At 64.0% G+C, this 25,263-nt stretch carries 20 protein-coding genes; 12 read left to right on the top strand and 8 right to left on the bottom strand.

Features of this window, described 5'->3' with window-relative positions; genetic code table 11:
- Positions 1–12 precede the first annotated feature (12 nt).
- The 6 genes from HKX24_RS04725 (at position 13) to HKX24_RS04700 (ending at position 7,454) form a co-directional block, all read left to right on the top strand.
- Positions 13–1,794: an acyl-CoA dehydrogenase C-terminal domain-containing protein gene (locus HKX24_RS04725; protein ID WP_271693116.1), complete on the top strand. Its 1,782-nt coding sequence runs from the start codon at positions 13–15 to the stop codon at positions 1,792–1,794.
- A gap of 50 nt (positions 1,795–1,844) precedes the next feature.
- Positions 1,845–2,057, top strand: a complete 213-nt coding sequence (locus tag HKX24_RS04720) for a hypothetical protein (RefSeq protein ID WP_067261198.1) — start codon at positions 1,845–1,847, stop codon at positions 2,055–2,057.
- A 23-nt stretch (positions 2,058–2,080) separates the two neighbouring features.
- Positions 2,081–3,229 (top strand): acyl-CoA dehydrogenase family protein, encoded by a 1,149-nt coding sequence (locus tag HKX24_RS04715; RefSeq protein WP_276153839.1) that lies wholly within the window; start codon positions 2,081–2,083, stop codon positions 3,227–3,229.
- A 134-nt stretch (positions 3,230–3,363) separates the two neighbouring features.
- Positions 3,364–4,002, top strand: a complete 639-nt coding sequence (locus HKX24_RS04710) for a glutathione S-transferase family protein (RefSeq protein ID WP_271693114.1) — start codon at positions 3,364–3,366, stop codon at positions 4,000–4,002.
- Between the two features lie 15 nt (positions 4,003–4,017).
- Entirely contained in the window at positions 4,018–5,232 is a 1,215-nt protein-coding gene (locus HKX24_RS04705) for an acetyl-CoA C-acetyltransferase (RefSeq protein WP_209218222.1), read from the top strand.
- A 20-nt stretch (positions 5,233–5,252) separates the two neighbouring features.
- Positions 5,253–7,454 carry a 3-hydroxyacyl-CoA dehydrogenase NAD-binding domain-containing protein gene (locus HKX24_RS04700; protein ID WP_271693113.1) on the top strand — a complete coding sequence of 734 codons (2,202 nt, stop codon included), beginning with the start codon at positions 5,253–5,255 and terminating at the stop codon, positions 7,452–7,454.
- 213 nt (positions 7,455–7,667) lie between these two features.
- Here the strand turns inward: HKX24_RS04700 and HKX24_RS04695 are convergent, their stop codons facing one another.
- Positions 7,668–8,309: a sulfotransferase family 2 domain-containing protein gene (locus tag HKX24_RS04695; RefSeq protein WP_271693112.1), complete on the bottom strand. Its 642-nt coding sequence runs from the start codon at positions 8,307–8,309 to the stop codon at positions 7,668–7,670.
- Complete coding sequence (locus HKX24_RS04690; RefSeq protein ID WP_271693110.1) at positions 8,306–9,238, bottom strand: DMT family transporter; 933 nt, start codon at positions 9,236–9,238, stop codon at positions 8,306–8,308. Before HKX24_RS04690 ends, HKX24_RS04695 begins: the two co-directional genes overlap by 4 nt.
- Positions 9,239–9,332: 94 nt before the next feature.
- Between HKX24_RS04690 and HKX24_RS04685 the strand changes: the two genes are divergently transcribed.
- Together HKX24_RS04685 and HKX24_RS04680 are read left to right on the top strand one after the other, a co-directional pair.
- Entirely contained in the window at positions 9,333–10,958 is a 1,626-nt protein-coding gene (locus HKX24_RS04685; protein ID WP_271693109.1) for an AMP-binding protein, read from the top strand.
- 84 nt (positions 10,959–11,042) lie between these two features.
- A complete protein-coding gene (locus HKX24_RS04680; protein ID WP_271693108.1) occupies positions 11,043–12,056 on the top strand; it encodes a hypothetical protein in 1,014 nt (337 codons plus the stop codon).
- A 71-nt stretch (positions 12,057–12,127) separates the two neighbouring features.
- On the opposite strand, the gene HKX24_RS04675 is transcribed toward HKX24_RS04680, so the two are convergent.
- The 5 genes from HKX24_RS04675 to HKX24_RS04655 form a co-directional block, all read right to left on the bottom strand.
- The gene (locus tag HKX24_RS04675) at positions 12,128–13,561 is read right to left on the bottom strand and encodes an SPOR domain-containing protein (RefSeq protein WP_271693107.1); all 1,434 of its coding nucleotides are present in this window, start codon (positions 13,559–13,561) and stop codon (positions 12,128–12,130) included.
- Positions 13,562–13,648: 87 nt separating this feature from the next.
- Positions 13,649–14,290, bottom strand: a complete 642-nt coding sequence (gene upp / locus HKX24_RS04670; RefSeq protein WP_067263778.1) for a uracil phosphoribosyltransferase — start codon at positions 14,288–14,290, stop codon at positions 13,649–13,651.
- A gap of 70 nt (positions 14,291–14,360) precedes the next feature.
- Positions 14,361–15,551, bottom strand: coding sequence for a phosphopentomutase (locus HKX24_RS04665; protein ID WP_271693105.1), 1,191 nt, complete (start codon positions 15,549–15,551; stop codon positions 14,361–14,363).
- A complete protein-coding gene (locus tag HKX24_RS04660) occupies positions 15,551–16,855 on the bottom strand; it encodes a thymidine phosphorylase (RefSeq protein WP_271693104.1) in 1,305 nt (434 codons plus the stop codon). Before HKX24_RS04660 ends, HKX24_RS04665 begins: the two co-directional genes overlap by 1 nt.
- A gap of 4 nt (positions 16,856–16,859) precedes the next feature.
- Positions 16,860–17,252: a cytidine deaminase gene (locus HKX24_RS04655; RefSeq protein WP_067267269.1), complete on the bottom strand. Its 393-nt coding sequence runs from the start codon at positions 17,250–17,252 to the stop codon at positions 16,860–16,862.
- Between the two features lie 220 nt (positions 17,253–17,472).
- On the opposite strand from HKX24_RS04655, the gene HKX24_RS04650 reads away from it, so the two are divergent.
- Complete coding sequence (locus tag HKX24_RS04650; RefSeq protein ID WP_276153838.1) at positions 17,473–19,746, top strand: NADP-dependent malic enzyme; 2,274 nt, start codon at positions 17,473–17,475, stop codon at positions 19,744–19,746.
- A 42-nt stretch (positions 19,747–19,788) separates the two neighbouring features.
- On the opposite strand, the gene HKX24_RS04645 is transcribed toward HKX24_RS04650, so the two are convergent.
- Positions 19,789–20,550, bottom strand: a complete 762-nt coding sequence (locus HKX24_RS04645; protein WP_276153837.1) for a MipA/OmpV family protein — start codon at positions 20,548–20,550, stop codon at positions 19,789–19,791.
- A gap of 191 nt (positions 20,551–20,741) precedes the next feature.
- Here HKX24_RS04645 and HKX24_RS04640 point away from each other — a divergent pair, with 191 nt between their 5' ends.
- From HKX24_RS04640 to HKX24_RS04630, 3 genes are all read left to right on the top strand, one after another.
- Positions 20,742–22,634 carry a propionyl-CoA synthetase gene (locus HKX24_RS04640; RefSeq protein ID WP_271693100.1) on the top strand — a complete coding sequence of 631 codons (1,893 nt, stop codon included), beginning with the start codon at positions 20,742–20,744 and terminating at the stop codon, positions 22,632–22,634.
- A 225-nt stretch (positions 22,635–22,859) separates the two neighbouring features.
- Positions 22,860–23,954 (top strand): carboxynorspermidine decarboxylase, encoded by a 1,095-nt coding sequence (locus HKX24_RS04635; RefSeq protein WP_271693098.1) that lies wholly within the window; start codon positions 22,860–22,862, stop codon positions 23,952–23,954.
- A gap of 20 nt (positions 23,955–23,974) precedes the next feature.
- Positions 23,975–25,216: a saccharopine dehydrogenase family protein gene (locus HKX24_RS04630; protein ID WP_271693097.1), complete on the top strand. Its 1,242-nt coding sequence runs from the start codon at positions 23,975–23,977 to the stop codon at positions 25,214–25,216.
- The last annotated feature ends 47 nt before the right edge of the window (positions 25,217–25,263 follow it).

The raw sequence follows: 25,263 nt of genomic DNA, 5'->3' as shown, positions 1-25,263 counted from the left end.
CGGAGAGCAAAGATGCCCAGTTACACAGCCCCCACCAAAGACCTGCAATTCGTTCTGCACGACGTGCTGAAGGTGACCGAAAGCAAGACCCCCGGCTATGATGAGCTGGAGCCCGATTTCACCTCCGCCATCCTCGAAGAGGCGGGCAAGCTCACCTCCGAAGTGCTCGCCCCGCTGAACGTCGTGGGCGACAAGGAAGGCTGCCGTTTGGAAAACGGCGTCGTCTACACGCCCAAAGGTTTCAAGGAAGCCTTTGAAAAGGTGAAAGAAGGCGGCTGGGCCGGCCTCGACATGCCCGAAGCCTATGGCGGGCAGAACATGCCCTACGTCCTCGGCACCGCCGTGGGCGAGATGTTCTCCGCCGCGAACCAAGCTTTCACCATGTATCAAGGTCTGACCCACGGCGCGGCCTCCGCGATCCTCGCCCATGGCACCGACGCGCAGAAAGACACCTACCTGCCCAAGATGGTCTCGTGCGAATGGACCGGCACCATGAACCTGACCGAGCCGCATTGCGGCACCGATCTGGGCCTGATGCGCACCAAAGCCGCCCCGCAGGACGACGGCAGCTATAAAATCTCCGGCCAGAAGATCTTCATCTCCTCAGGCGAGCATGACATGGCCGACAACATCATCCATCTGGTGCTGGCCAAGATCGAAGGCGGCCCCGAGGGCATCAAGGGCGTATCGCTCTTCATCGTGCCGAAGTTCATGGTGAACGAAGACGGCTCCTTGGGGGAGCGTAACGGCGTCTCCGTCGGCTCCATCGAAGAGAAAATGGGCATCCACGGCAACTCGACCTGCGTGATGAACTACGACGGCGCCACCGGCTATCTGCTGGGGACCGAACACAAGGGCATGCGCGCCATGTTCACTATGATGAACGAAGCCCGCGTCGGCGTCGGCATGCAGGGTCTGGCACAGGCCGAAGTGGCCTATCAAAACGCGCTGGAATACGCCAAGGACCGCCTGCAAGGTCGTGCCGTCACCGGTGCCGTCGCCCCCGAAAAGCCCGCCGACCCGCTGATCGTGCACCCCGACATCCGCCGTTCGCTGATGGACCAGAAAAGCTTTGTCGAAGCCGCCCGTGCCTTCATCCTCTGGGGGGCCACGATGATCGACGCGGCGCACCGCGCCGAGGATAAGGACGCCGATGGCCTCGTCTCGCTGCTCACCCCGGTCATCAAGGGCTTCCTCACGGACCAAGGCTACGACATGACCGTGAAGGCGCAGCAGGTCTACGGCGGCCACGGCTATATCGAGGAATGGGGCATGTCCCAATTCACCCGTGACGCCCGCATCGCACAGATCTACGAAGGCGCCAATGGCGTGCAGGCGCTTGACCTCGTGGGCCGCAAACTGGCGCAGGACGGCGGCAAGCACGTCATGGCCTTCTTCGACCTCGTAAAGGGCTTCATCAAGGACAACGCGGGCCAAGACGCCGAATTCGACGCGGCATTTCTTGAGCCCCTGAAGGCGGCCAGCAAGGACCTGCAATCGGCGGGCATGTACTTCATGCAGAACGGCATGAAGAACCCCAACAACGCGCTCGCCGGGTCCAATGACTTCATGCATATGTTCGGTCATGTCTGCCTTGGCCTGATGTGGGCCAAGATGGGTCTGGCGGCGAAAGAAGCATTGAAGAACGGCAGCGGCGACGCCACCTTCTACGAGACCAAGCTGGCCACCGGCCGCTACTATATGGCGCGCCAACTGCCCGCCACGGCCTTGCACCTGACCCGCATCCAATCGGGCGCGGATACGGTCATGGCGCTGGAGGCCGCAAACTTCTAAAACGGGGGGTGGGGGCAAGCCCCCCACCCTGCCCAACACCCGGAGAGACCATGCCCAAACGCTTCCGCCTGACCCGCCGCTTCCCCGTCGCCATGACCGAGGAGGGCTACCGCAGGCTAAAGAAGTTCAGCACCGACGCAGGTCTTGATGAGGGGGAAGCGCTGTCGTTCCTGTTCGAGAATTTCAACTCGGTCATGAACGAGGAAAACCTGATCGCGCGGCTGCGCCTGTTCAACGCCGAACTGGACGCCCGCAAACGCTGAACCCTTGGGGAGGGGGCCAGAAGATGCAGACCAAAACATCCAGCTGGATGACCGAAGAACACCAGATGATCGCCGACATGACGGCGCAGTTCATCAACACCGAATGGGCGCCGCATTTCGAGAAATGGCGCAAACAGGGCCAGATGGACCGCGACACATGGGCACAGGCCGGAGAGCTCGGCCTGCTCTGCCCCTCGGTGCCCGAAGAATACGGCGGCGCTGGTGGCGACTTCGGCCATGAGGCCGCGATCCTCATCGAAGGCTCCCGCGCCAACCTCGCCTCCTGGGGTCACGGCATCCACTCCGGCATCGTGGCGCATTACATCCTCGCCTATGGCACCGAGGACCAGAAAAAACGCTGGCTGCCCAAGATGGTCTCGGGCGAGTTGGTCGGCGCGCTGGCGATGACCGAACCCTCCACCGGCTCGGACGTGCAGCGCATCAAGACCAAGGCGATCCGCGAGGGCAATGCCTACCGCCTGTCGGGTCAGAAAACCTTCATCACCAACGGCCAGCACGCCAACCTGATCATCGTGGCGGCCAAGACCGACCCCAAGGAAGGCTCCAAGGGCGTCAGCCTCGTCGTCGTGGAAACCGACAAGGCCGAAGGTTTCCAGCGCGGCCGCAACCTCGACAAGATCGGCCTGCATGCCGCCGACACTTCCGAGCTCTTCTTCGACAATGTCGAGATCCCGCCTGAGAACATCCTCGGCCAAGACGAGGGCCAGGGCTTCTACCAGATGATGCAGCAACTGCCGCAGGAACGCTTGATCATCGGCTGCGGCGCGGTGGGCGCCATGGAAGGCGCAGTGGCGCGCACGGTACAATACTGCAAGGAACGCGAGGCTTTCGGCGGCCCGCTGACCCAGTTCCAGAACACCCGCTTCCAACTCGCCGAGGTCAAAACCAAGACCGCGGTGGCCCGCGCCTTCCTCGACGAATGTATCGCGGAACACCTGCGCGGCGAGCTCAGCGTCGATAAGGCGGCAATGCAGAAATACTGGCTCACCGACACTCAAGGCGAGGTGCTGGATGTCTGCTTGCAGATGCACGGCGGCTACGGCTTCATGCAGGAATATGCCGTGGGCGAAATGTGGGCCGATGCGCGGGTGCAGCGCATTTACGGCGGCACCAATGAGATCATGAAGGAACTGATCGCGCGCAACCTCTAGCCGTGCGCGGGTTGAAACTCCGGCGCAGAGGTATTTGAAAAAGGATGAAGATAAGGCGCCCCCTGCCCCCTTCATCCTTTCACAAATACCTTCCGACATTTCAGCGGGCGCCGAAAGAAGAGGAGGAATGACAGGTGACCATACAGCTTTATTGCTTTGGCGAATCGGGCAACGCCTACAAGGCGGCGCTTGCGCTCGAATTGTCCGGGCTCGACTGGGAGCCGGTGAAGGTGGACTTCTTCGGTGGCCAGACGCGCCAGCCCGACTACCGCGCGCAGATCAACAACATGGGCGAGGCGCCGGTGATGATCGACGGCGATCTGCGGCTTACCCAATCGGGCGTGATTCAGGATTACGTCGCGGAAAAGACGGGCAAATTCGGCGGCCGCGACGCGACGGAACGGCGCGAAATCCTGCGGTGGGTGCTATGGGACAACCACAAGCTTAGCTCCGTTGCCGGGATGACCCGTTTTCTGATGAACTTCCTGCCCGAAGACAAACGGCCCGCCGAGGTCATCGCCTTTAATCAAGGCCGGCTCAAGGCGGCCTATAGCGTGCTGAACGACCATCTCGACGGCCGCGCCTGGATCGTGGGCGACGACATCACCAACGCGGACCTCAGCTGCTGCGGGTATCTTTATTACCCCGAGCCTTTCGGTTTCGACCGCAGCGACTGGCCCCATATCGACGCGTGGCTTACGCGTCTGAGCGAAACACCGGGCTGGAAAGCCCCCTATGATTTGATGCCCGGCAGCCCTGCTGACCGCGCCTGACCCGGAGGACATGACATGACCCAAGACGTTTACATCTACGACGCCCTGCGCACCCCGCGCGGCAAGGGCCGCAAGGACGGCGCCCTGCACGAGGTGACCTCGCTGCGGCTTTCCGCCCAGACCCTGAACGCCGTGAAGGAGCGCAACAACCTCGAAGGCCATGCCGTCGAGGACGTGATCTGGGGCAACGTCACCCAGGTGATGGAACAGGGCGGCTGCCTGGCCCGCTCGGCGGTGCTGGCCTCGGACCTTGATGAGCGCATCCCGGGTCTGGCCATCAACCGTTTCTGCGCGTCGGGCATGGAAGCGGTGAACCTCGCCGCGAACCAAGTCAAAGGCGGCGCGGGCAACGGCTATATCGCCGGTGGTGTCGAGATGATGGGCCGCGTGGCCATGGGCAGCGATGGGGCGGCCATCGCCGTGGACCCGACGCTGGCGATGGAGAAATACTTCGTGCCCCAAGGCATCTCGGCGGACATCATCGCCACCGAGTTCGGCTTTTCGCGCGACGAGGCCGACCAACTGGCCATGCAGTCCCAGCAGCGCGCCGCGCGGGCCTGGGAAGAGGGCCGCTTCGACAAGTCCGTCATCACCGTGCGTGACCAGAACGGCCTCGCGATCCTCGACCGCGACGAATACATGCGCCCGCAGACCGATATGCAGAGCCTTGGCGGCTTGAACCCCGCCTTTCAGCAGATGGGCGAGGTCATGCCCGGCTTCGACAAGGTCGCGCTGATGAAATACCCGCATCTTGAGCGGATCAACCACATCCACCACGCGGGCAACTCGTCGGGCATCGTCGACGGCGCCGCCGCCGTGCTGATCGGTAACAAGGAGTTTGGCGAGCAGCATGGGCTGAAGCCCCGCGCCCGCATCCGCGCCACCGCCAAGATCGGCACCGATCCCACCATCATGCTGACCGGCCCGGTGCCGGTGACCGAGAAAATCCTCAAGGACAACGGCATGACCATCGGCGACATCGATCTGTTCGAGGTCAATGAGGCCTTCGCCGCCGTGGTGCTGCGCTTCATGCAGGCCTTCGACGTGGATGACAGCAAGGTCAACGTGAACGGCGGCGGCATCGCCATGGGGCACCCCCTGGGCGCCACCGGTGCCATGATCATCGGCATCCTGCTTGATGAGATGGAGCGCGCCGACAAGGAAGTGGGGCTGGCCACGCTCTGCATCGCGTCCGGCATGGGTGCCGCCACCATCATCGAGCGCGTGTGAGCCGCGAAGGGAGCAAAAGAATGACCGATTTCACCATGAACAAGGATGCCGAGGGCATCGCCACCATCACCTGGGACGTGCCGGGCAAGAGCATGAACGTCATGTCCTTCGACGGCCTGCGCGATCTGGAAAAGCATATCGACGACGCGCTGGCCGATGAAGCCGTCAAAGGCATCGTCATCACCTCCGGCAAGGAAGGCTCCTTTGCCGGGGGCATGGACCTGAACCTGCTGGCGAAGATGAAGGAAGACGCAGGCGACGATCCGGCCAAGGGGCTTTTCGAGGGCACGATGCAGATGCACGCCCTGCTGCGCAAGATCGAGCGCGCGGGCATGGACCCCAAGACCAACAAGGGCGGCAAGCCCGTGGCCTGCGTGATCCCCGGCACCGCCGCGGGCATCGGGCTGGAACTGCCACTGGCCACGCATCGCACCTTTGCCGCCGACAACCCCAAGGCGCGCATCGGCCTGCCGGAGATCCTCGTGGGCATCTTCCCGGGTGCGGGCGGCACCACGCGAATGGTGCGCAAGCTCGGCGCCATGGCGGCCTCGCCCTTCCTTCTGGAAGGCAAGATGGTTGCTCCCGCCGCCGCGCAGAAGGCCGGGATCATCGACGAGGTCAGCGAAGACCCGATGGCCGCAGCCCGCGACTGGGTGCTGAACGCCAAGGACGCCGATCTGGTCAAGCCGTGGGATGCCAAGGGCTACAAGATGCCCGGCGGCGCGCCTTACCACCCGGCGGGCTTCATGACCTTCGTCGGCGCCAACGCCATGGTCAACGGCAAGACCCAGGGCGTCTATCCGGCGGCCAAGGCGCTCTTGTCGGCGGTTTACGAAGGCGCGCTCGTGCCTTTCGACACCGCACTGAAGGTCGAGGCGCGCTGGTTCACCAACGTGCTGATGAATCCGTCGTCGGGCAACATGATCCGCTCGCTCTTCCTCAACAAGGAAGCGCTGGAGAAAGGCGCCGTGCGGCCCGAAGGCGTGCTGGACCAGCGCGTGAAGAAGCTGGGCGTTCTGGGCGCGGGCATGATGGGTGCCGGCATCACGCTGGTCTCGGCGCAGGCCGGGATCGAGGTGGTGCTGATCGACCAGACGCAGGAGGCCGCGGACCGCGGCAAGGCCTATACCGAGGGCTATTTCGACAAGGGCATCGCCCGTAAGAAAGCCACGCCCGAGAAGAAGGCCAAGGTGCTCGATCTGATCACCGCCACCACCGATCTGGAGGCGCTGAAAGGCTGCGACCTGATCATCGAAGCGGTCTTCGAGGACCCGAAGGTGAAGGCCGAGATGACCCAGAAGGTCGAAGCCGTGATCCCCGAAGATTGCATCTTTGCCTCCAACACCTCGACCTTGCCGATCACCGATCTGGCCAAAGCGTCGAGCCGCGATGAGCAGTTCATCGGCATCCACTTCTTCTCGCCCGTCGAGAAGATGCTGCTGGTGGAGATCATCAAGGGCCAAGAGACCGGTGACCGGGCCGTGGCGAAAGCGCTCGACTACGTGCGCCAGATCCGCAAGACCCCGATCGTGGTCAATGACGCGCGCTTCTTCTATGCCAACCGCTGCATCATTCCCTATATCAACGAGGGTGTGCGCATGGTGCAGGAGGGTGTCGAGCCGGCGCTGATCGAGAATGCGGCCAAGCTGGTCGGCATGCCCTTGGGCCCGCTGCAGCTGATGGACGAGACCTCGATCGATCTGGGCGCGAAGATCGCCCGGGCGACCAAGGCGGCGATGGGCGATGCCTATCCGAACGACGACATCGACCCGCTGGTGTTCTGGATGGAGGAAGAAGGCCGTCTGGGCCGCAAGGCCAACGCCGGTTTCTACAGCTACGACGCCAAGGGCAAGCGCGAGGGTCTGTGGCAGGGCATGGGGGACAAGTACCCCGTGGCCGACGAGCAGCCCGAGTTGATCGAGGTGCAGCACCGCTTGCTGTTCTCGCAGACGCTGGAAGCCGTGCGCGCGCTGGAGGAAGGTGTCTTGATGGACATCCGCGAGGGCGACGTTGGCGCGATCCTCGGCTGGGGTTTCGCGCCCTGGTCCGGCGGTCCGCTGAGCTGGCTCGACATGATCGGCGCGCCTTATGCGGCGGAGCGTTGTGACGAGTTGACCGAGAAATACGGTGAGCGCTTTGCCTGCCCGGATCTGCTGCGCGATATGGCGCAGAAGAACCAGAGTTTCTACGGACGGTTCAACCCGGACGCCAAAGCGGCGTGAGGGGGAGAGGGGCGCTTCGGCGCCCCTTTTTATTTGACGCTCCTGCTGCCACCCGGCCCGGAATCAAGCCGCAGGCGCCGGGCCATTGCCTGCCCGTCCCCCGGGTAGGCGATTTGGTGAGGCTGAGCGTGACCCCGCGAGGGCACATCACGGTTGAACCATAAAGTGGCAACAACACTGCGCGGGTCGCCAACCCACGGGCAGGCGCTGGCCCTAGTGCTCTTGGTAAACGTAACCGAACCGCGCGATGTCCTCGGCGCAGATCTCCGACACCAAATCGCGCAACTCGGGCGTATAGGCCGCCTGCCCCTCCGAGGCATTCACCCGCGGCAAGTCCAATTCAAACCCAAGATGCTCAAACAATGGCGCCGCATCCTGCGCAAAATGCTCCAGCCGAATATAAAGATCGCAACGCTCCCGCCCCGCCGCATCCTGCATATACCGCCGCGCAGGCCATGCGCGCAGACTGGCTTGCGTCTGCGGATGCCGCAGGAACCCGGCGAAATCCGTCGCCTTCGCCAAAGCCACCGCCGGATGATCGAACCCCTGCCCCCGCAGCCAGCGATAGTAGCTCGCCACCCGATCCCACGGGTTGCGCACCAGCGTGAAGCAGAACAGATCGTCCAATTCCTCAGCGCGCACCAGCCCATCGATGTCCGCCAGTGTCGAGTGCTTCCACAGCCGCCCCGCCGCCTGCGCGCCCTGCACCCGCCGCCGCCGCTTGCGCGCTTTCGGCGTATCGCCCAGCATCACATCGTCTTTCATCGCGCGATCTTCAAGCGCCAGCGCTAGTGAGGTGCCCCCGGTCTTGGGGATATGAACGAAGACGTAACGCCGACCGCGACTGATGATCACTCCACCGCCTCCGGCGCGCGCAGGGTCGAAGGCTCATCGCTGCGTAGGGCGATCACCGCCCCGGCCAGTGCGATCAACGCCATGCCCGCGAATCCCAAGGGCGGCACCTCTTGATCCCAAAGGATATAGGCCCAGAAACTGGCGAAGATCAGCAGCGAGTACTCGAAAATCGCCACATGCCCGGCCTCTCCCAGTTGGTAGCCGCGCACCAGAAAGCCGATGCCGATGAGCGAGCCCACCGCCTGCACCGCGATCCAGAACCACATCGCGCCGTCGAGCGGGCCCCATGTGCGGCTGACGAAACCTTCGGCCCCCGCCACCTCCGCCCCCGGCAGGACCAAGACACCGATGCCGCCCATAACAGCCAACATGCCGAAGAAGCCTGCGGTCATCACCATCGTGCTCTCCCCCTCGCACCACGCCCGCGTCGCCACGGCACCGATGGCATAGAGCGCCCCGGCCAGCAGCGGGAGGAAGGCCACGGGGTCAAGATCGCTCGGGTCCGGGCGGATCACCATCAAGGCCCCGGCAAAGCCCACGGCCACGGCCCCCCACCGCCACGGGCCGACGCGTTTGCCCTGAAACAGGGCCGAGATCATCAGCACGAAAAGCGGCGAGGTGAACAGCCCGGCCACCACCACCCCGATGGGCAGAAAAGCCAGACAGCCGAAATAGATCAACATCGCCCCGGCCTGAAACAGGCTGCGCCCGGCCACGGCCCAGAACCGCCGCGGGCGCAAAATGCCGAAACCCAAGGCCGCGAGCACCATCAGGATCGCCACCGCCATAAGCCCGCGCAGGAAGTGAAACTGCCAGAGCGACCCGCGCTCGGTGATGAAGGGGACGAAATTGTCCGTCAGCCCCAAAGCCGCCATACCGCTTACCGCGCAAAGCGCCGCCAGCCCCGATTTTACCGCTATGTCCTGCATCTGCCCTCCTTTTCCCTCCTGACCTCTTTTCAAAGTCACGTCCGGGCAGCAATACTCAACCCCAAATCGCAACCAATGCCTTGGGAGGGGTCGCATGGGGTGGATGACGGATGAAAGCGGGCTTGAGAAATGCGCGGCGAATTTCGTGCCGCTCACGCCCTTGTCGCATTTGGCCCGCGCCGCAGAGGTTTTCCCGAACCAGACGGCAGTGATCCACGGCGTGCATCGCGTCACCTATGCCCAGTACCATGACCGCTGCACCCGCCTCGCCGCGCTACTGGCCGAGATCGGCGTGACCCCGGGCGATGTGGTCGCCACCCTTATCCCCAACTTGCCCGCGCAGGCCGAGGCGCATTTCGGCGTGCCCGCCTGCGGGGCCGTGCTCAACACCATCAACATTCGCCTCGATCCCGACACGGTGGCCTATATCCTCGACCACGGCGGCGCCAAGGTGCTTTTGGTCGATACCGAGTTCCTGCCGCTCGCCGAAGACGCCTGCGCGCGGATGGAGGGCACCTGCCCCGCGATCATCGAAGTGCCCGACCCTGCCGCCGGTTTCCCTACCAGCGGGCGGCACCCGCAATACGAAGACCTTCTGGCCGAAGCCAATCCGAATTTTCACTGGATCATGCCCGAAGATGAATGGGAGAGCCTCGCGCTCAACTACACCTCCGGCACCACCGGGCGGCCCAAGGGCGTGGTCTATCACCACCGCGGCGCCTACCTGATGACCATGGGCACGGTGATCTCTTGGCAGATGGTGCTGCGCCCGGTCTTCATGCAGATCGTGCCGCTGTTTCACTGCAACGGCTGGAATCACACTTGGATGATGCCGCTTTTGGGCGGCACGCTGGTCTGTTGCCGCGACATCACCGCCGCCGCGATCTATGACGCCATCGCCGATCACGGCGTCACCCATTTCGGCGGCGCGCCCATCGTGCTGAACATGCTGGTCAACGCGGACGCAGAAGACCGCCGCGCCTTCGATCACCGGGTCGAGGTTTTCACCGCGGGCGCGCCCCCGGCCCCCGCGACCCTGTCGAAGATCGAAAAGCTGGGGTTCAACGTCACGCAGGTCTATGGGCTGACCGAGACCTTTGGCCATGTCACCGAATGTCTCTGGCAAGGCGCATGGGACGGGCTGCCCGAGCCTGAGCGCGCCGGGATCAAAGCGCGCCAAGGTGTCGCCATGCCGATGATGGAAGAGATCACCGTGATGGACGCCGAGATGGCCCAAACGGCGCGCGACGGAGCGGCGCAGGGCGAGATCATGATCCGCGGCAATGCGGTGATGAAAGGCTACCTTAAGAACCCCGAGGCCACGGCAGAAGCCTTCGCAGGCGGCTACTTCCACTCCGGCGACATCGCGGTGCAGCATCCCGACGGCTACATCCAGATCGCCGACCGCGCCAAGGACATCATCATCTCGGGCGGAGAGAATATTTCGAGCGTCGAGGTCGAGGGCGTGTTGATGGGCCACGAGGCGGTCAACCTCGCGGCCGTGGTGGCGCAGCCGGATGAGAAATGGGGCGAGGTGCCTTGCGCCTTTGTCGAGCTGAAACCGGGGGCGGAGGCCAGCGAAGAGGCGCTGATCGCCTTCGCCCGCGCGCGCCTTGCCGGGTTCAAGACGCCCAAGCGCGTGGTCTTTGGCGAACTGCCAAAAACCTCCACCGGGAAAATCCAGAAGTTCGAATTGCGCAAACAGGCGGCGGCCCTCTAAGGCGGGGCATTATGTCACCTGCCATTGCTGATCCCGCAGCGCGTGGTAGAGTGGCGAAAACTGACAGGCCCGCAGCAGAACCCCATGACCGCCTTGACAAAATACGCCCGGCTCGAAGCGACGGGCCTTTGGCGCGCCACGCCCGATGCGCAGCGGCGCGAGGTGATCGTCTCTATCGGTGACGCCACGCTGGTGATCAGCGATCTCAAGGATCAGGCGCTGACCCATTGGTCGCTGGCCGCCGTCGACAGGGCCAATCCCGGCCAGACCCCCGCGCTCTATCATCCCGACGGCGATCCGGGCGAAACTTTGGAACTGCCCGACAATGAAACCGAGATGATCGAGGCCATCGAAAAGCTGCGCCGCGCGATCAACCGCAGCCGTCCCAAGCCGGGGCGTTTGCGGTCGGTCGGGATGCTGGCCTCCGTCGCGGTGGTGGCGGCGCTGGCGGTCTTTTGGATGCCCGGCGCGCTGCGCGATCATGCGATCAAAGTGGTGCCAGAGGTCAAGCGTGTCTCTTTGGGCACGGCGCTGCTCAAGCGGCTTGAACGCGTCTCTGGCCCCGCCTGCGAAAGCCCCGGCGGCAGCGCCGCGCTGGCGCGGCTCACCAAACGGTTGGAGGTCGGGCGCGTGGCGATCCTGCCCGATATGACCCGCGCCAGCCTGCATCTGCCGGGCCGTCTCATCGTGCTCGACCGCGCGGTGCTGGAGGATTACGAAGAGCCCGATGTCGCCGCGGGCTATGTGCTGACCGAGGATGTGGCGCGCCGGGAACATGACCCGCTGCGCGCCCTTCTGGAGGCCGTGGGCCTGCGCGAGAATTTCCGCCTGCTGACCACCGGCGATATCTCTTCCGCGGCGCTGGATGCCTATGCCGAGCAACTGCTGATGCGCCCCGCCGCGACACCGCAGGTCGAGGCTCAACTGGCGCGATTTGCCCAAGCCGAGCTGCGCAGCAAGCCCTATGCCTTTGCGCGTGACATCACCGGCGAAAGCACCCTGCCCCTGATCGAAGGTGACCCGATGAACGGCAAGCTGACCGCGCCGCTGATGTCGGATGCCGATTGGCTGAGATTGCAAAGCATCTGCGGCGGCTGACGGATTGGCCCAAGAAAAAGGCCAGCCCGGGATCACCGTGGCTGGCCTTTTCTGTCGTCACTGCCTAACGCTTAGCGCCGCAGATAGGCGTCCCGATACCCCGCCCGGCGCAACTGGCCAAGGGCCGCTTGCGCGGAGCCGCCCGCGATGGGGCCTGCCTGAACGCTGTGATAGGTCTTGCCGCCCCGTGTCTGTTTGCCGATGCGGGCGGGCAGGCCCAAGGCCGCGATCTGCCGCGCCGCGCGCTGCGCATTGGCGGGGCTGCCAAAGACACCGACCTGCACATAGCCCGCTTTGGTGCTGGGCTGGGCTGTCGGGGCCGAGCGGCTGGAATAGACGGGGGCCTTCTTGATCGGGCGGGCATCCCGATGGATCGGCGCGGCGTTGCGGTAGCGCAGCACCCGTTTCACCACTTGGCCATCCCGCTCGACGATCTTGACCCGCCCCAGCTTGCGGCGTTGCGTTTCGATATCGAGATAAGGATAGATCAGCGGCACCTTGGCGGTCACGTCTTCGCCGGTGGCCTTGTTCACCAAACGGCGCGGCACGGTCTGGGTCCAGACCAACAGCATGTCGGCGCGGCCTTCCAAGGTCTGCTCGGCCCGGTGCGGGTTCAGACGGTCGTCCTCCCAAACCTTCCGGTATCCTTTGGGGACTTTCACATTAGTCGTGTTCACCCGATTGATCGCCACGTGTTTCGGCACGATCCGCGTCTGCGTGCCCACGGCGCGGGCGGGTTTGGCGCTGACCACCGGGGCGGCGACGGCGGCAGGGGCCACGATCCGCGCGGGTGCAGCGGCAACGCCGGGCATCACACCCGCGCTGCGGTAGGGCTGCGGTGCGGTGCCGCGCTGCGGGCTCGAAGGGGCAAGACGCCCCGTCACAATCGGCTCCGCCTGCGGACCACAGCGCACGCTATACCCATCCCCGCGCCGCATATAGCGCTGCGACAGGGGCGAAGCGCCGGGGCAAGCGGTGACGAAGCCAGCCGGTGCCGGGGCGGCCAGCGCGACGGGTTTGCTGGGCACCACGGGCACGGGGCGCGGCGCGGTCTCGCGCACGACTTTGGGGGCAGTGCTCCGCGCCGGGGCTGGCGCGACACGGCGCACCACTTTTTGCGGCGCGGGCCGGGCCACGGGGGCTTTCGGCTTCGCCTTGGGCGCGGGCGCTTCGGCGACACGGGCTGGGGGCCTCTTGGCCGGGGCGGGGTCGACTTTGGTCTGCGCCGCCTCAACCTTGGCCTCTGCCACTTTCACGCCATTCGTGGGCTGGAACCCGCAGATTTGCTCGCGCGCGCGGCTCATGCGGGGCACCCAAGACACATTCCCGTCAATGCCCGCGCGGATGAACACACATCCCGCGCTGTCGACATATTGCTTACCCTTGTAAGAGGACGGCGGAAACTCTGCCGGTTGGCTGCGGCTGTCCTGCGCTTGGGTCTGCGATCCGCCGACGCCCAAGGCTGCGACGATCATCGCCATGGCAATACTTCTGGTAAGTGTCATCTAATGCCCCCACACTATCTGGTAGAACGATGCATCAGCGCGCGGCCTGAGTAAAGCACCGCGCGCCGATTAGCGAAACTTACCCGATCACTTGGTGCCGAACATCCGGTCACCTGCGTCGCCCAAACCGGGGATGATATAGCCCTTTTCGTTGAGGGACTCGTCCAGCGAGGCCGTGACGATGCGCACGTCCGGATGCGCCGCTTTCATGGTGGCGACCCCCTCGGGCGAGGCCAGCAGGCAGAGGAAGATGATATTGGTGGCGCCTGCCTCTTTCAGCAGGTTGATCGCCGCGACCGAAGAATTGCCGGTGGCCAGCATCGGGTCCACGGCGATGACCAGACGGTCTTCCATCGCCTCGGGCACTTTGAAGTAATACTGCACCGGCTGGAGGGTCTCTTCGTCACGGTAGAGACCGACAAAGCCGACCCGCGCCGAGGGGATCAATTCGAGCACCCCATCCATCAGCCCGTTGCCCGCCCGCAGGATCGAAATCAGCGCCAGTTTCTTGCCGTCGAGCGTCGGCGCGTCCATCTCTTGCATCGGGGTCTCGACCCGTTTGGTCGTCATCGGCAGGCCGCGCGTCACCTCATAGGCCAAAAGCTGGCTGATCTCGCGCAGCAACTGCCGGAAGACGGCGGTCGAAGTGGCTTTGTCGCGCATGATGGTCAGCTTGTGCTGCACCAGCGGATGGTCGACGATCGTCAGGTGATTGGGGGTATCGGTCATGCGGCAGGCTCCTTTATTTGCCCTGCTTCTAGCCGCACAAGCGCCCCGCTCGCAAGCAAAGGCTGCGCGGCTACTGCGGCACCTCTACCCCCAGATGCCCGGCGACGAGGGCTGCGACATCGGTAAAGCCGATATGCCCCAATGCCCCTGCCCCGGTCCCGGCGACCAGCACCGGCACCCTTTCCCGGGTGTGATCGCTGCCCGCCCATGTCGGATCATTGCCATGGTCCGCCGTGACCACCAGCATGTCGCCCTCGCGCAGCGCCGCGATCACCTTGCCGATCTCGGCGTCGAACCACTCCAACGCGCGGGCATAGCCCGAGACATCGCGGCGGTGCCCGTAAAGGCTGTCGAACTCCACGAAATTGGCGAAGGTCAGGCTGCCCTCTTCGGCTTCACCCACCAGATCATGCAGATGATCCATCAGCTTGGCATCCGGCCCTTTGCGCAGCTCGTCGATGCCCTGCATGGTGAAAATATCGCCGATCTTGCCCACCGCATAGACCCGCCCTCCGGCGTTCTGCACCCAGTTGGTCAGCACGGGTTTGGGCGGCGTGATGGCATAGTCGCGCCGGTTCGCGGTGCGCTCAAAGGCGCCCACTTCCCCGGTGAAGGGCCGCGCGATGACACGGCCCACCTTCATCTCATGCAGCCGCGGTGCGATGTCTTGGCAAAGCTTCAAAAGGCGGTCGAGGCCAAAGGTCTCTTCATGCGCGGCGATCTGGAACACGCTGTCGGCAGAGGTATAGCAGATCGGCCAGCCGCTTTCGCAATGCTCCGCCCCCAGCCGTTCGATGATCGCCGTGCCAGAGGCGTGGCAATTGCCCAAAATGCCATCGGTGCCCGCCAACTGTGCGACTTCTGCGGTCAGGGCGGCGGGAAAGGCAGGCGTCTCATCCGGGAAGTAATGCCATGCCCAAGGCACCGGCAGCCCGGCCAATTCCCAATGGCCCGAGGGGGTGTCTTTGCCCTGCGAAACCTCCGTCGCAGCACCCCAGCGGCCTTCGGGCGCAGCACCCAGCCCCGGTGCCTCCATCCCGCTGGCGAGCTTCAGCGCGGCACCCAGACCCAACCGGTCGAGATTGGGCAGCGCAAGCGGCCCGCTCCGCCCCTCTTCGGCCTTCCCCGCGGCACAGGCCTGCGCGATATGGCCAAGCGTATTGGCCCCGGTGTCCGGCAGATCGCCGTTAAAGAAATCCCCCGCGTCCGGCGCGCCGCCGATGCCCACGGAGTCGATCACGACCAAGAATGCACGTCCCATCAGCCGATCCTTTCCAAGATCAAATCCGGCGTTTCAACCGCCCTGTCACCAAGCGTGATCGCCGCCAGAACCGCCGCCTCTGCCGCATCCGCAGCCACGTCCTCCGCCGCATGGATCAGTGCCAAGGGCTGGCCCGCACGGACCTCATCGCCCAAGCGCAGCACTTCCGACAGGCCCACTGCCGGGTCGATCTGGTCCGCCTCAACCACCCGGCCTCCGCCGAGATTGACCACCGCCATGCCGAGTGCCGCGCCGTCGATCGCGCTAACGTAGCCACCGCGCGGTGCGGGGACTGCGCGGATCACGGGGGCTTTGGGTAGAATACGCTCCCAGTTTTCGGCGAAATCAGCGGGTGCGCCCATGGCGCTGAGCATCCGGGTGAAACGCTCCAACGCGCGGCCATCGCGGACCGCCGCGCGCAGGGCTTCGGCCCCCGCCTCAGCCGTCGCGGCCAAACCGCCATTGGCAAGAAGCCCGCCGCCCGATTCTGCCGCCACATCAAGGATCGGCCCCGTCGCCGCCCCGGTCAGCACCCGCATCACCTCGGCCACTTCCAACGCGTTGCCAAGGCTCGGCACCAGCGGCTGGTTCATGTCACTAATCACCGCCGTCGTCGGGCAGCCCGCCGCCGTGGCGGTGCCGCTCAGCGCTTCGGCCAAGGCGCGGGCTTGCACGAGATCCTTCATGAAGGCGCCCGAGCCCACCTTTACGTCAAGCACCAGCCCATCCAGCCCGGCGGCGAGCTTTTTCGACAGGATCGACGCGGTGATCAGGTCGAGCGAATCCACGGTCGAGGTCACATCCCGCACCGCATAAAGCCGCCGATCTGCCGGGGCGATGTCGCCGCTGGCGCTAACAATGGCGCAACCCACCTCCCGCACCACGTCGCGAAACCGCGCCTCTTCCAACTGCGTGCTGACGCCGGGGATCGCCTCAAGCTTGTCGAGCGTGCCGCCCGTATGCCCCAGCCCCCGACCCGAGATCATCGGCACATAGGCCCCGCAGGCGGCCAGCGCGGGGGCGAGGATCAGTGAGACGCAATCGCCCACCCCGCCGGTCGAATGTTTGTCGAGCACGGGGCCATCCAAATCCCAGTCCAACACCTGCCCCGAATCGCGCATCGCGAGGGTCAGCGCCACGCGGCCCTGCTGGTCCAAGCCATTAAGGCAAATGCCCATGGCAAAGGCCCCGGCCTGCGCGTCACTGACACGGCCATCGGCCAGCGCCCCGGCCATCCAGGTCAGCGCCTCTGCATCCAATGCCTCACCATGGCGCAGCCGCGCCAGAATGTCCCGCGCGCTCATGCGGTTAACCCTGCATATGGGCGGCGCCAAAGGCCCCCGGCAGCAAGTCGCCCATGGTGGTCTGCTGTTCCTTGCCCGCCACGGTCGCCATGGTCACGGATACATCCCCGCCCGAGAATTCCGCGAGTTTCTGGCGGCAACCGCCGCAAGGCGTCACCGGCATATCGCTGCCCGCCACGACATAGACCTCGGCGATCTCACGCTCGCCCGCCGCCACCATGGCGGCAATCGCGCCCGCCTCGGCGCAGGTGCCCTGCGGGTAAGCGACGTTTTCGACATTGCAGCCACTGAACACCGCGCCCGAGGCGGTGCGGATCGCCGCGCCGACCTTGAAATTCGAATAGGGCGCATGGGCGTTTTCCCGCACCAACACAGCCGCGTCGCGCAAATCAGTCATTAGGCTCTCCCTTTTCTCGGACTATAGAAAATTGCCCCGCCCTGTGCGATGCAAAACCACATGTCCCCTCAATCGCCTCTTAAAGCCCGCGCAAAATGACCTGCAAGGGCGACGCTGGGGCAAAGCCATCCGGCACCTAGACCGCCCCCGCCAAAAGCCGCTTTGCTTGCGCGCGAAAATTAGTTTAACGCTAAACCATTATTCGGGAGAAGCATAAAAGATGTCCGACACCCCCAACCTGCGCCAAGCTGCATTGGATTACCACGAACACCCCCGGCCCGGGAAACTGGAGATCCGCGCGACCAAACCGCTGGCCAATGGCCGCGATCTGGCGCGGGCCTATTCACCGGGCGTGGCCGAGGCCTGCATCGAAATCAAAAACGACCCCGACACCGCCGCCCGCTATACCTCGCGCGGCAATCTGGTGGCCGTGGTCAGCAATGGCACGGCAGTGCTGGGGCTGGGCAATATTGGCGCGCTGGCCTCGAAACCGGTGATGGAGGGCAAGGCCGTGCTCTTCAAGAAATTCGCCAACATCGATTGCTTCGACATCGAGCTCGATCAATCCGACCCCGAAAAACTGGCCGAGATCGTCTGCGCAATGGAGCCGAGCTTTGGCGCGATCAACCTCGAAGACATCAAGGCGCCCGACTGTTTCGTAGTCGAGAAGATCTGCCGCGAGCGCTTGAACATCCCCGTTTTCCATGATGACCAGCACGGCACCGCCATCGTCGTCGGCGCTGCGGCCAAGAACGCGCTGCATGTGGCGGGCAAACGTTTCGAGGACATCAAGATCGTCTCCACCGGGGGCGGGGCTGCGGGCATCGCCTGCCTCAATATGCTGCTGAAACTCGGCGTGAAGCGCGAGAACGTCTGGCTCTGCGACATCAACGGGCTGGTCTATGAGGGCCGGACCGAGGATATGAACCCCAGCAAAGCCGAATATGCGCAGAAATCCGATCTGCGCACGCTGGATGATGTGATCGACGGGGCCGACCTCTTCCTCGGCCTCTCCGGCCCCGGTGTGCTCTCGCCCGAGATGGTGGCGAAGATGGCCAAACGCCCGATCATCTTTGCGTTGGCGAACCCCACGCCGGAAATCCTGCCCGATGTGGCCCGCGCTGTGGCACCGGATGCGATCATCGCCACAGGGCGCAGCGATTTTCCCAATCAGGTCAACAACGTGCTCTGCTTCCCCTTCATCTTCCGGGGCGCGCTGGACGTGGGTGCGACCACGATCAACGACGAGATGAAGATCGCCTGTATCGACGGCATCGCAGCCCTCGCCCGCGCCACGACAAGCGCGGAGGCGGCAGCGGCCTATCAGGGCGAACAGCTGACTTTTGGCGCGGAATATCTGATCCCGAAACCTTTTGATCCGCGTCTCATCGGCGTCGTCTCCTCCGCCGTGGCCAAGGCCGCGATGGAGACGGGCGTCGCGGCGCGGCCCATCGAAGACCTCGATGCCTATAAACGCAAACTCGATGGGTCGGTCTTCAAATCAGCGCTGATCATGCGCCCGGTCTTCGAATCCGCCCGCTCCTCCCCCCGCCGTCTGGTCTTTGCCGAGGGTGAGGACGAACGCGTGCTGCGCGCCGCGCAAGCGATCATCGAAGAGACGGTGGAGCGGCCCATCCTCATTGGCCGCCCCGAGGTGATCGAACGGCGCATCGAAAAGGCGGGTCTGAACCTGCAACTGGGCCAAAACGTCGATCTGGTGAACCCCGAGAACGACCCCCGCTACCGCGATTACTGGGAGACCTATCACAGCCTGATGTGCCGCCGCGGCGTCAGCCCCGACATCGCGCGGGCGATCATGCGCACCAACACCACCGCCATTGGCGCCGTCATGGTGCATCGTGGTGAGGCCGACAGCCTGATCTGCGGCACCTTTGGCGAATTTGGCTGGCACCTCAATTACGTCAACCAAGTGCTGGGCCGCGACGGTTTCCGCCCGCATGGCGCGCTTTCGATGATGATCCTCGAAGACGGGCCGCTTTTCATCGCGGATACCCAAGTGAACCTGCACCCCACCCCCGAACAGATCGCCGAGATCGCCATCGGGGCCGCCCGCCACGTCCGCCGCTTTGGCATCGAGCCGAAAGTGGCGCTCTGCTCACAAAGCCAGTTCGGCAATCAGGGCGAAGGGTCGGGCAAACGTCTGCGCGCGGCGCTGGAAATCCTCGACGCGGGCAATCATGATTTCGTCTACGAAGGTGAGATGAACATTGACACCGCGCTTGATGCCGAACTGCGCGCGCGGCTGCTGCCCTGCAACCGGATGGAAGGGGCCGCCAATGTGCTGGTCTTTGCCCATGCCGATGCTGCCTCGGGCGTGCGCAACATCCTGAAAATGAAGGGCGACGGGCTCGAGGTCGGACCGATCCTGATGGGCATGGGCAACCGGGCGCATATCGTGTCGCCCTCGATCACCGCGCGCGGGCTGCTGAACGTGGGCGCCATCGCGGGCACGCCGGTCGCGCATTACGGCTAAGACAAGACAAAGCGCCGCCCCGAAAGGGCGGCGCAAAGCCGTTTAGAACCGCCAAGTAAAGGCGCGGCTGACGCCAATGCGCATGGTCCATTGATCCTCTGACCCGGCCTGCGTGATCGGGCTGTCGGCGGCGTCATTCAGCAGGCGTTGATAGGCCACGGCCCCTTCCAGCGCCCAAGCGTCATCCAAACGATAGGTCGCCTCAACCTCGACACCAGCGCCGAGCAGACCGCCACCGGCCTCATAAGCGGCGAAGTTCGTGGTGGCGGTGTCGACGCCGTAATAGGTGTCAGCATAGGTGTCGTTGCCAAGGCTGAAACGCGGGCCTGCGGTGATGGTCCAGCGCTCATCGGGGCGGAAGATTACATCGGCACCGATGTCGCCGGTCACGCCTTCATGGCCGCCAAAGCCACGGCGCACCTTGCCGAAGACCTGCCAGTTCAGCTCGCGGTAGACCACGCCAAAGCCCAGTTCGACCGCCGCGTCGATATCCTCAAGCCCCGCAAGCTCCGCGTGATCGGAACTGTCACGCTCACCCAGATAGCGGAACGCGCCAGTGAAGCCGAAACCGGTCTTGGGCGCTTCGCCAATGTTGGTGCCGATCTTGCGCCCGCCCCATTCCAGCGAACCGAAGGTAAAGGCCAGATCCGGCGTCGCGCGATAGCTACTGGCGCCCGGATAATCCGGCGCCGCCCCGACACCGCCGCGCAGGGCGAAGTTGATGCTACGGTCCTGCGCCGCCGCAGGCAGCGCGGCAACAATGGCAAGGCAGGATGCAAGAGGCAAAGAAAGGGCGAGACGCATAATGGCAGGCTCCGGAAAAAACATTCGATTTCGACGCAATCTAGCATGACGCGCCACGACTGACAGGAACAATAGCGTTCCGCTTGCCGAAATCTTTCTAAGCGGCCAGAGTGACTGGAAATAATTGCGCGACAGTGCACCTATACCCGGCCCGCGGGTTTGCCGCACAGCGCAACAGGAGGAGGAACACCATGGGATATCGCGACACCTACGACCGCTGGAAGGCCGACCCGGAAGCCTATTGGCTTGAGCAAGCCGAGGCGATCGACTGGGACATCGCGCCGACGCGCGCGCTGTTTGACCGGGGCGACCATATCTATGAATGGTTCGCGGATGCCAGTGTGAACACCTGCTACAACGCCGTCGACCGCCATGTCGACCAAGGCAATGGCAAACGCGTGGCGATCATCCATGACAGCCCGATCACCGGCAGCAAATCCACCCTGACCTATGGGGAGTTGCAGGCCCATGTCGCCTCGCTCGCCGGGGCGTTGGTGGCGCAGGGCGTCGAGAAGGGCGACCGCGTGGTGATCTATATGCCCATGGTCCCCGAAGCGGTGGAGGCGATGCTGGCCTGCGCGCGCATCGGCGCGATCCATTCGGTGGTCTTTGGCGGTTTTGCCTCTAGCGAATTGGCGGTGCGGATCGACGATTGCAAACCCAAGGCGATCATCGCCGCCTCCTGCGGAGTGGAGCCCTCGCGGGTGGTTGATTACAAACCGCTGCTTGACGGAGCCATCGAACAGGCCAGCCACAAGCCCGACACCTGCATCATCCTGCAACGCGGCCAGAAACCCTGCGAGTTGAACCCCGAGCGGGACATCGACTGGTACGCCGCCCAAGACGGCGTGCGCCCGGCGCCCTGCGTGCCCGTGGAGGGGAACCACCCGGCCTATATCCTCTACACATCCGGCACGACCGGCGCGCCCAAGGGCGTGGTGCGGCCCACGGCGGGGCATCTGGTGGCGCTGAACTGGACCATGAAAAATGTCTATAACGTCGAACCGGGAGAGGTCTTTTGGGCCGCCTCGGACGTAGGATGGGTCGTGGGGCACAGCTATATCTGCTACGCCCCGCTGATCGCCGGGAACACCACCGTCGTATTCGAAGGCAAGCCCGTCGGCACGCCCGATGCGGGCACCTTCTGGCGGGTGATTGAGGAACATGGCGTGGCGAGCTTCTCTACCGCCCCCACCGCCATCCGCGCCGTGAAACGCGAAGACCCCGAGGGCGAAGAGATCAAGAAATACGACCTGTCGAGCCTGCGTGCGCTCTATCTCGCGGGGGAGCGGGCGGATCCCGATACCGTCGAATGGGCGCAGGAGAAACTGGGCAAGCCCGTCTACGATCACTGGTGGCAGACCGAGACAGGCTATACCATCGTCGGCAATCCGGCGGGGCTTGAGGCGCTGCCGGTCAAGGTCGGCTCCCCAACCGTGCCGATGCCGGGCTATGACGTGCAGATTTTGGATGAGCACGGTGACCCCCTGCCCGCCGGAGAGTTGGGCGCCATCGCCATCAAGCTGCCCCTGCCCCCCGGCACCCTGCCGGGGCTCTGGAACGCCGAAGACCGTTTTCGCAAATCCTACCTCAGCACCTTCCCCGGCTATTATGAGACCGGCGATGCGGGCCGGATCGACGAGGACGGCTATGTCTGGATCATGGCGCGTACCGATGACGTGATCAACGTCGCGGGCCACCGCCTCTCGACCGGCGCGATGGAAGAGGTCTTGGCCGGTCACCCCGACGTGGCGGAATGCGCCGTTGTGGGGGTGAGCGATGAGCTCAAAGGGCAGATGCCCATCGGCTTTTTGTGCCTCACGAAAGGCGTAGACCGCCCGCATGAGGAAATCGTCGCTGAATGTGTCACCCGGATGCGGGAGCAGATCGGTCCGGTTGCGGCGTTCAAACAGGCCGTGGTGGTGGACCGGCTGCCCAAGACCCGCTCGGGCAAGATCCTGCGCGCAACGATGGTGAAGATCGCGGATGGAGAGGACTTCAAGACCCCCGCCACCATCGATGATCCGGCGATTTTGGACGAAATCCGCGAGGCGTTGAAGGGCATCGGCTACCCGCAGAGCTAACCAAAAATCACATGGCGGTGGACCTTTGCCCGTCCGGCGCTACACTCAGCCCCACAGAAACGCGCGCGCAGCCCAGCCCGCGCGTTTTTTACAATTGCGTTGCTTGCGCAAAATATGCGAAGCGCCCCCGGAAATGCCCCCCGGCGGGGCCAACCACGACAGCACATTCAGTGGGTCTTTTCCCTCCCGGAGCTTGCCCTCCGGCCGCGCAGAAAGGTTTTCGACGTGCAGACACCCTATTACCTGATCGACAAGGCCAATCTCCGCGACAATATGGAAAAGATCGCCCGCCTGCGCGCGCTGTCGGGCGCGCGTTGCCTGCTGGCGCTAAAGTGTTTCGCCACATGGTCGGTTTTCGATTTCATGTCGGAGTATATGGACGGCTCGACCTCGTCGTCGCTCTACGAAGTGCGGCTCGGGGCCGAGAAATTCCCCGGTGAGACCCATGCCTATTCGGTGGCCTATGCCGAGCATGAGATCGACGAGGTGTTGGGCCATGCCGACAAGATCATCTTCAACTCCATCGGCCAGCTCGACAAGTTCGATGCGCAATCGCAGGGCCATATCCGCGGGCTGCGGGTGAACCCCGGCGTCTCCACCTCGGACTTTGATCTCGCCGACCCCGCCCGCCCCTTCAGCCGTCTGGGCGAGCATGATCCAGCAGCGATCGACGCGGTCGCCGAACGAATCAGCGGGCTGATGTTCCACAACAATTGCGAGAATGACGACTTCGCCCGTTTCGACGAGATGCTCACCCTGATCGAGGGGCGCTTCGGCGCGGTGCTGCATAAGATGGAGTGGATCAGCCTTGGCGGCGGCATCCACTTCACCGGCGAGGGCTATCCGCTCGACGATCTGGCCCTGCGCCTCAAAGCCTTTGCCGACCGGTTCGGCGTGCAGGTCTACCTTGAGCCCGGGGAGGCCGCGATCACCGGGGCGGCGACGCTGGAGGTCACCGTGCTCGACACGATGTTCAACGGTAAGAACCTTGCCATCGTCGACAGTTCCATCGAGGCGCATATGCTCGATCTGCTGATCTACCGCGAGCCCGCGAAGGTGAGCCCCGACAGCGGTGACCACGAATGGATGATCTGCGGCAAGTCCTGCCTTGCGGGCGATATCTTTGGCGAGTTCCGCTTCGATGCGCCGCTGAAGGCGGGCGACCGGCTCTCGTTCCAGGACGCCGCCGGTTACACGATGGTCAAGAAAAACTGGTTCAACGGCGTCAAGATGCCCGACATCGCGGTGCGCGAGTTGGACGGAACCACCCGAATGGTGCGCGATTTCGACTATGACGATTTCGCCGCCGCCCTGTCGTGACAAGGAAAGAGGTCAACACTATGAAACGCAATGTTCTTATCATCGGCGCGGGCGGCGTCGCACAGGTCGTGGCGCATAAATGCGCGCAGAATAATGACCGTTTGGGTGACTTGCATATCGCCAGCCGCACCCTCTCCAAATGCGAGGCGATCATCGCCAGCGTGCATGAGAAAAGCGCGATGAAGCAGGATGGCGTCTTCAAGGCGCATGCCGTTGACGGGATGGACACCGATGCCGTGGCCGCCCTGATCAAGGAGACCGGCTGCCAAATCGTCATCAACGTGGGCTCGCCTTTCGTGAACATGACCGTGCTTCAAGCCTGCATCGACACCGGTGCTGCCTATATCGACACGGCGATCCACGAAGACCCGACCAAAATTTGCGAGACCCCGCCGTGGTACGGCAACTACGAGTGGAAGCGCCGCGAGGCCTGCGCCGAAGCGGGGGTGACCGCGATCTTGGGCGCTGGCTTCGATCCGGGCATGGTCAACGCCTTCGCGCGTTTCGCGGTGGACGCGTTCATGGATGAGGTCAAATCCATCGACATCGTCGACATCAACGCGGGCAACCACGGCAAGTATTTCTCGACCAACTTTGACCCTGAGATCAACTTCCGCGAATTCACCGGCACGGTCTACAGCTGGCAGGAAGGCGCGTGGCAAGAGAACAAGATGTTCGAAGTGGGCCGCGAATGGGATCTGCCCGTGGTCGGCAAGCAGAAGGCCTATCTGTCGGGCCATGACGAGGTGCATTCGCTGTCGGCGAACTACCCGCAGGCCGACGTGCGCTTCTGGATGGGCTTTGGCGATCACTACATCAACGTCTTTACCGTGCTGCAGAACCTCGGGCTGCTGTCCGAACAGCCGGTGACCACCGCCGAGGGGCTGGAAGTGGTGCCGCTGAAAGTGGTGAAAGCCGTGCTGCCCGACCCGTCGAGCCTTGCGCCCAACTACACCGGCAAGACCTGCATCGGTGACTTAGTGAAAGGCGTGAAGGACGGCGACGAGGTCGAGGTCTTTGTCTATAACGTCGCCGATCACAAAGACGCCTATAACGAAGTGGGCAGCCAAGGCATTTCCTACACCGCGGGCGTGCCCCCGGTGGCCTTTGCGATTCTGATCGCCGATGGCACCTATGACACCGCCACCATGGTCAATGTCGAAGAGTTGGACCCCAAGCCCCTCTTTGGTTTGCTCGACGACATCGGCCTGCCCACCCGTGTCAAAGACGACAAGGGCGACCGCGCGTGGCACGAGGCTTAAGCCTCTCTTGAAACGCAAAAGGCGACCCTCAAAGGGTCGCCTTTTCT

It is taken from the genome of Sulfitobacter sp. M85, assembly GCF_029285915.1.
Taxonomy (GTDB): domain Bacteria; phylum Pseudomonadota; class Alphaproteobacteria; order Rhodobacterales; family Rhodobacteraceae; genus Sulfitobacter; species Sulfitobacter faviae.
This window is presented reverse-complemented; position numbering and strand designations above follow the sequence as displayed.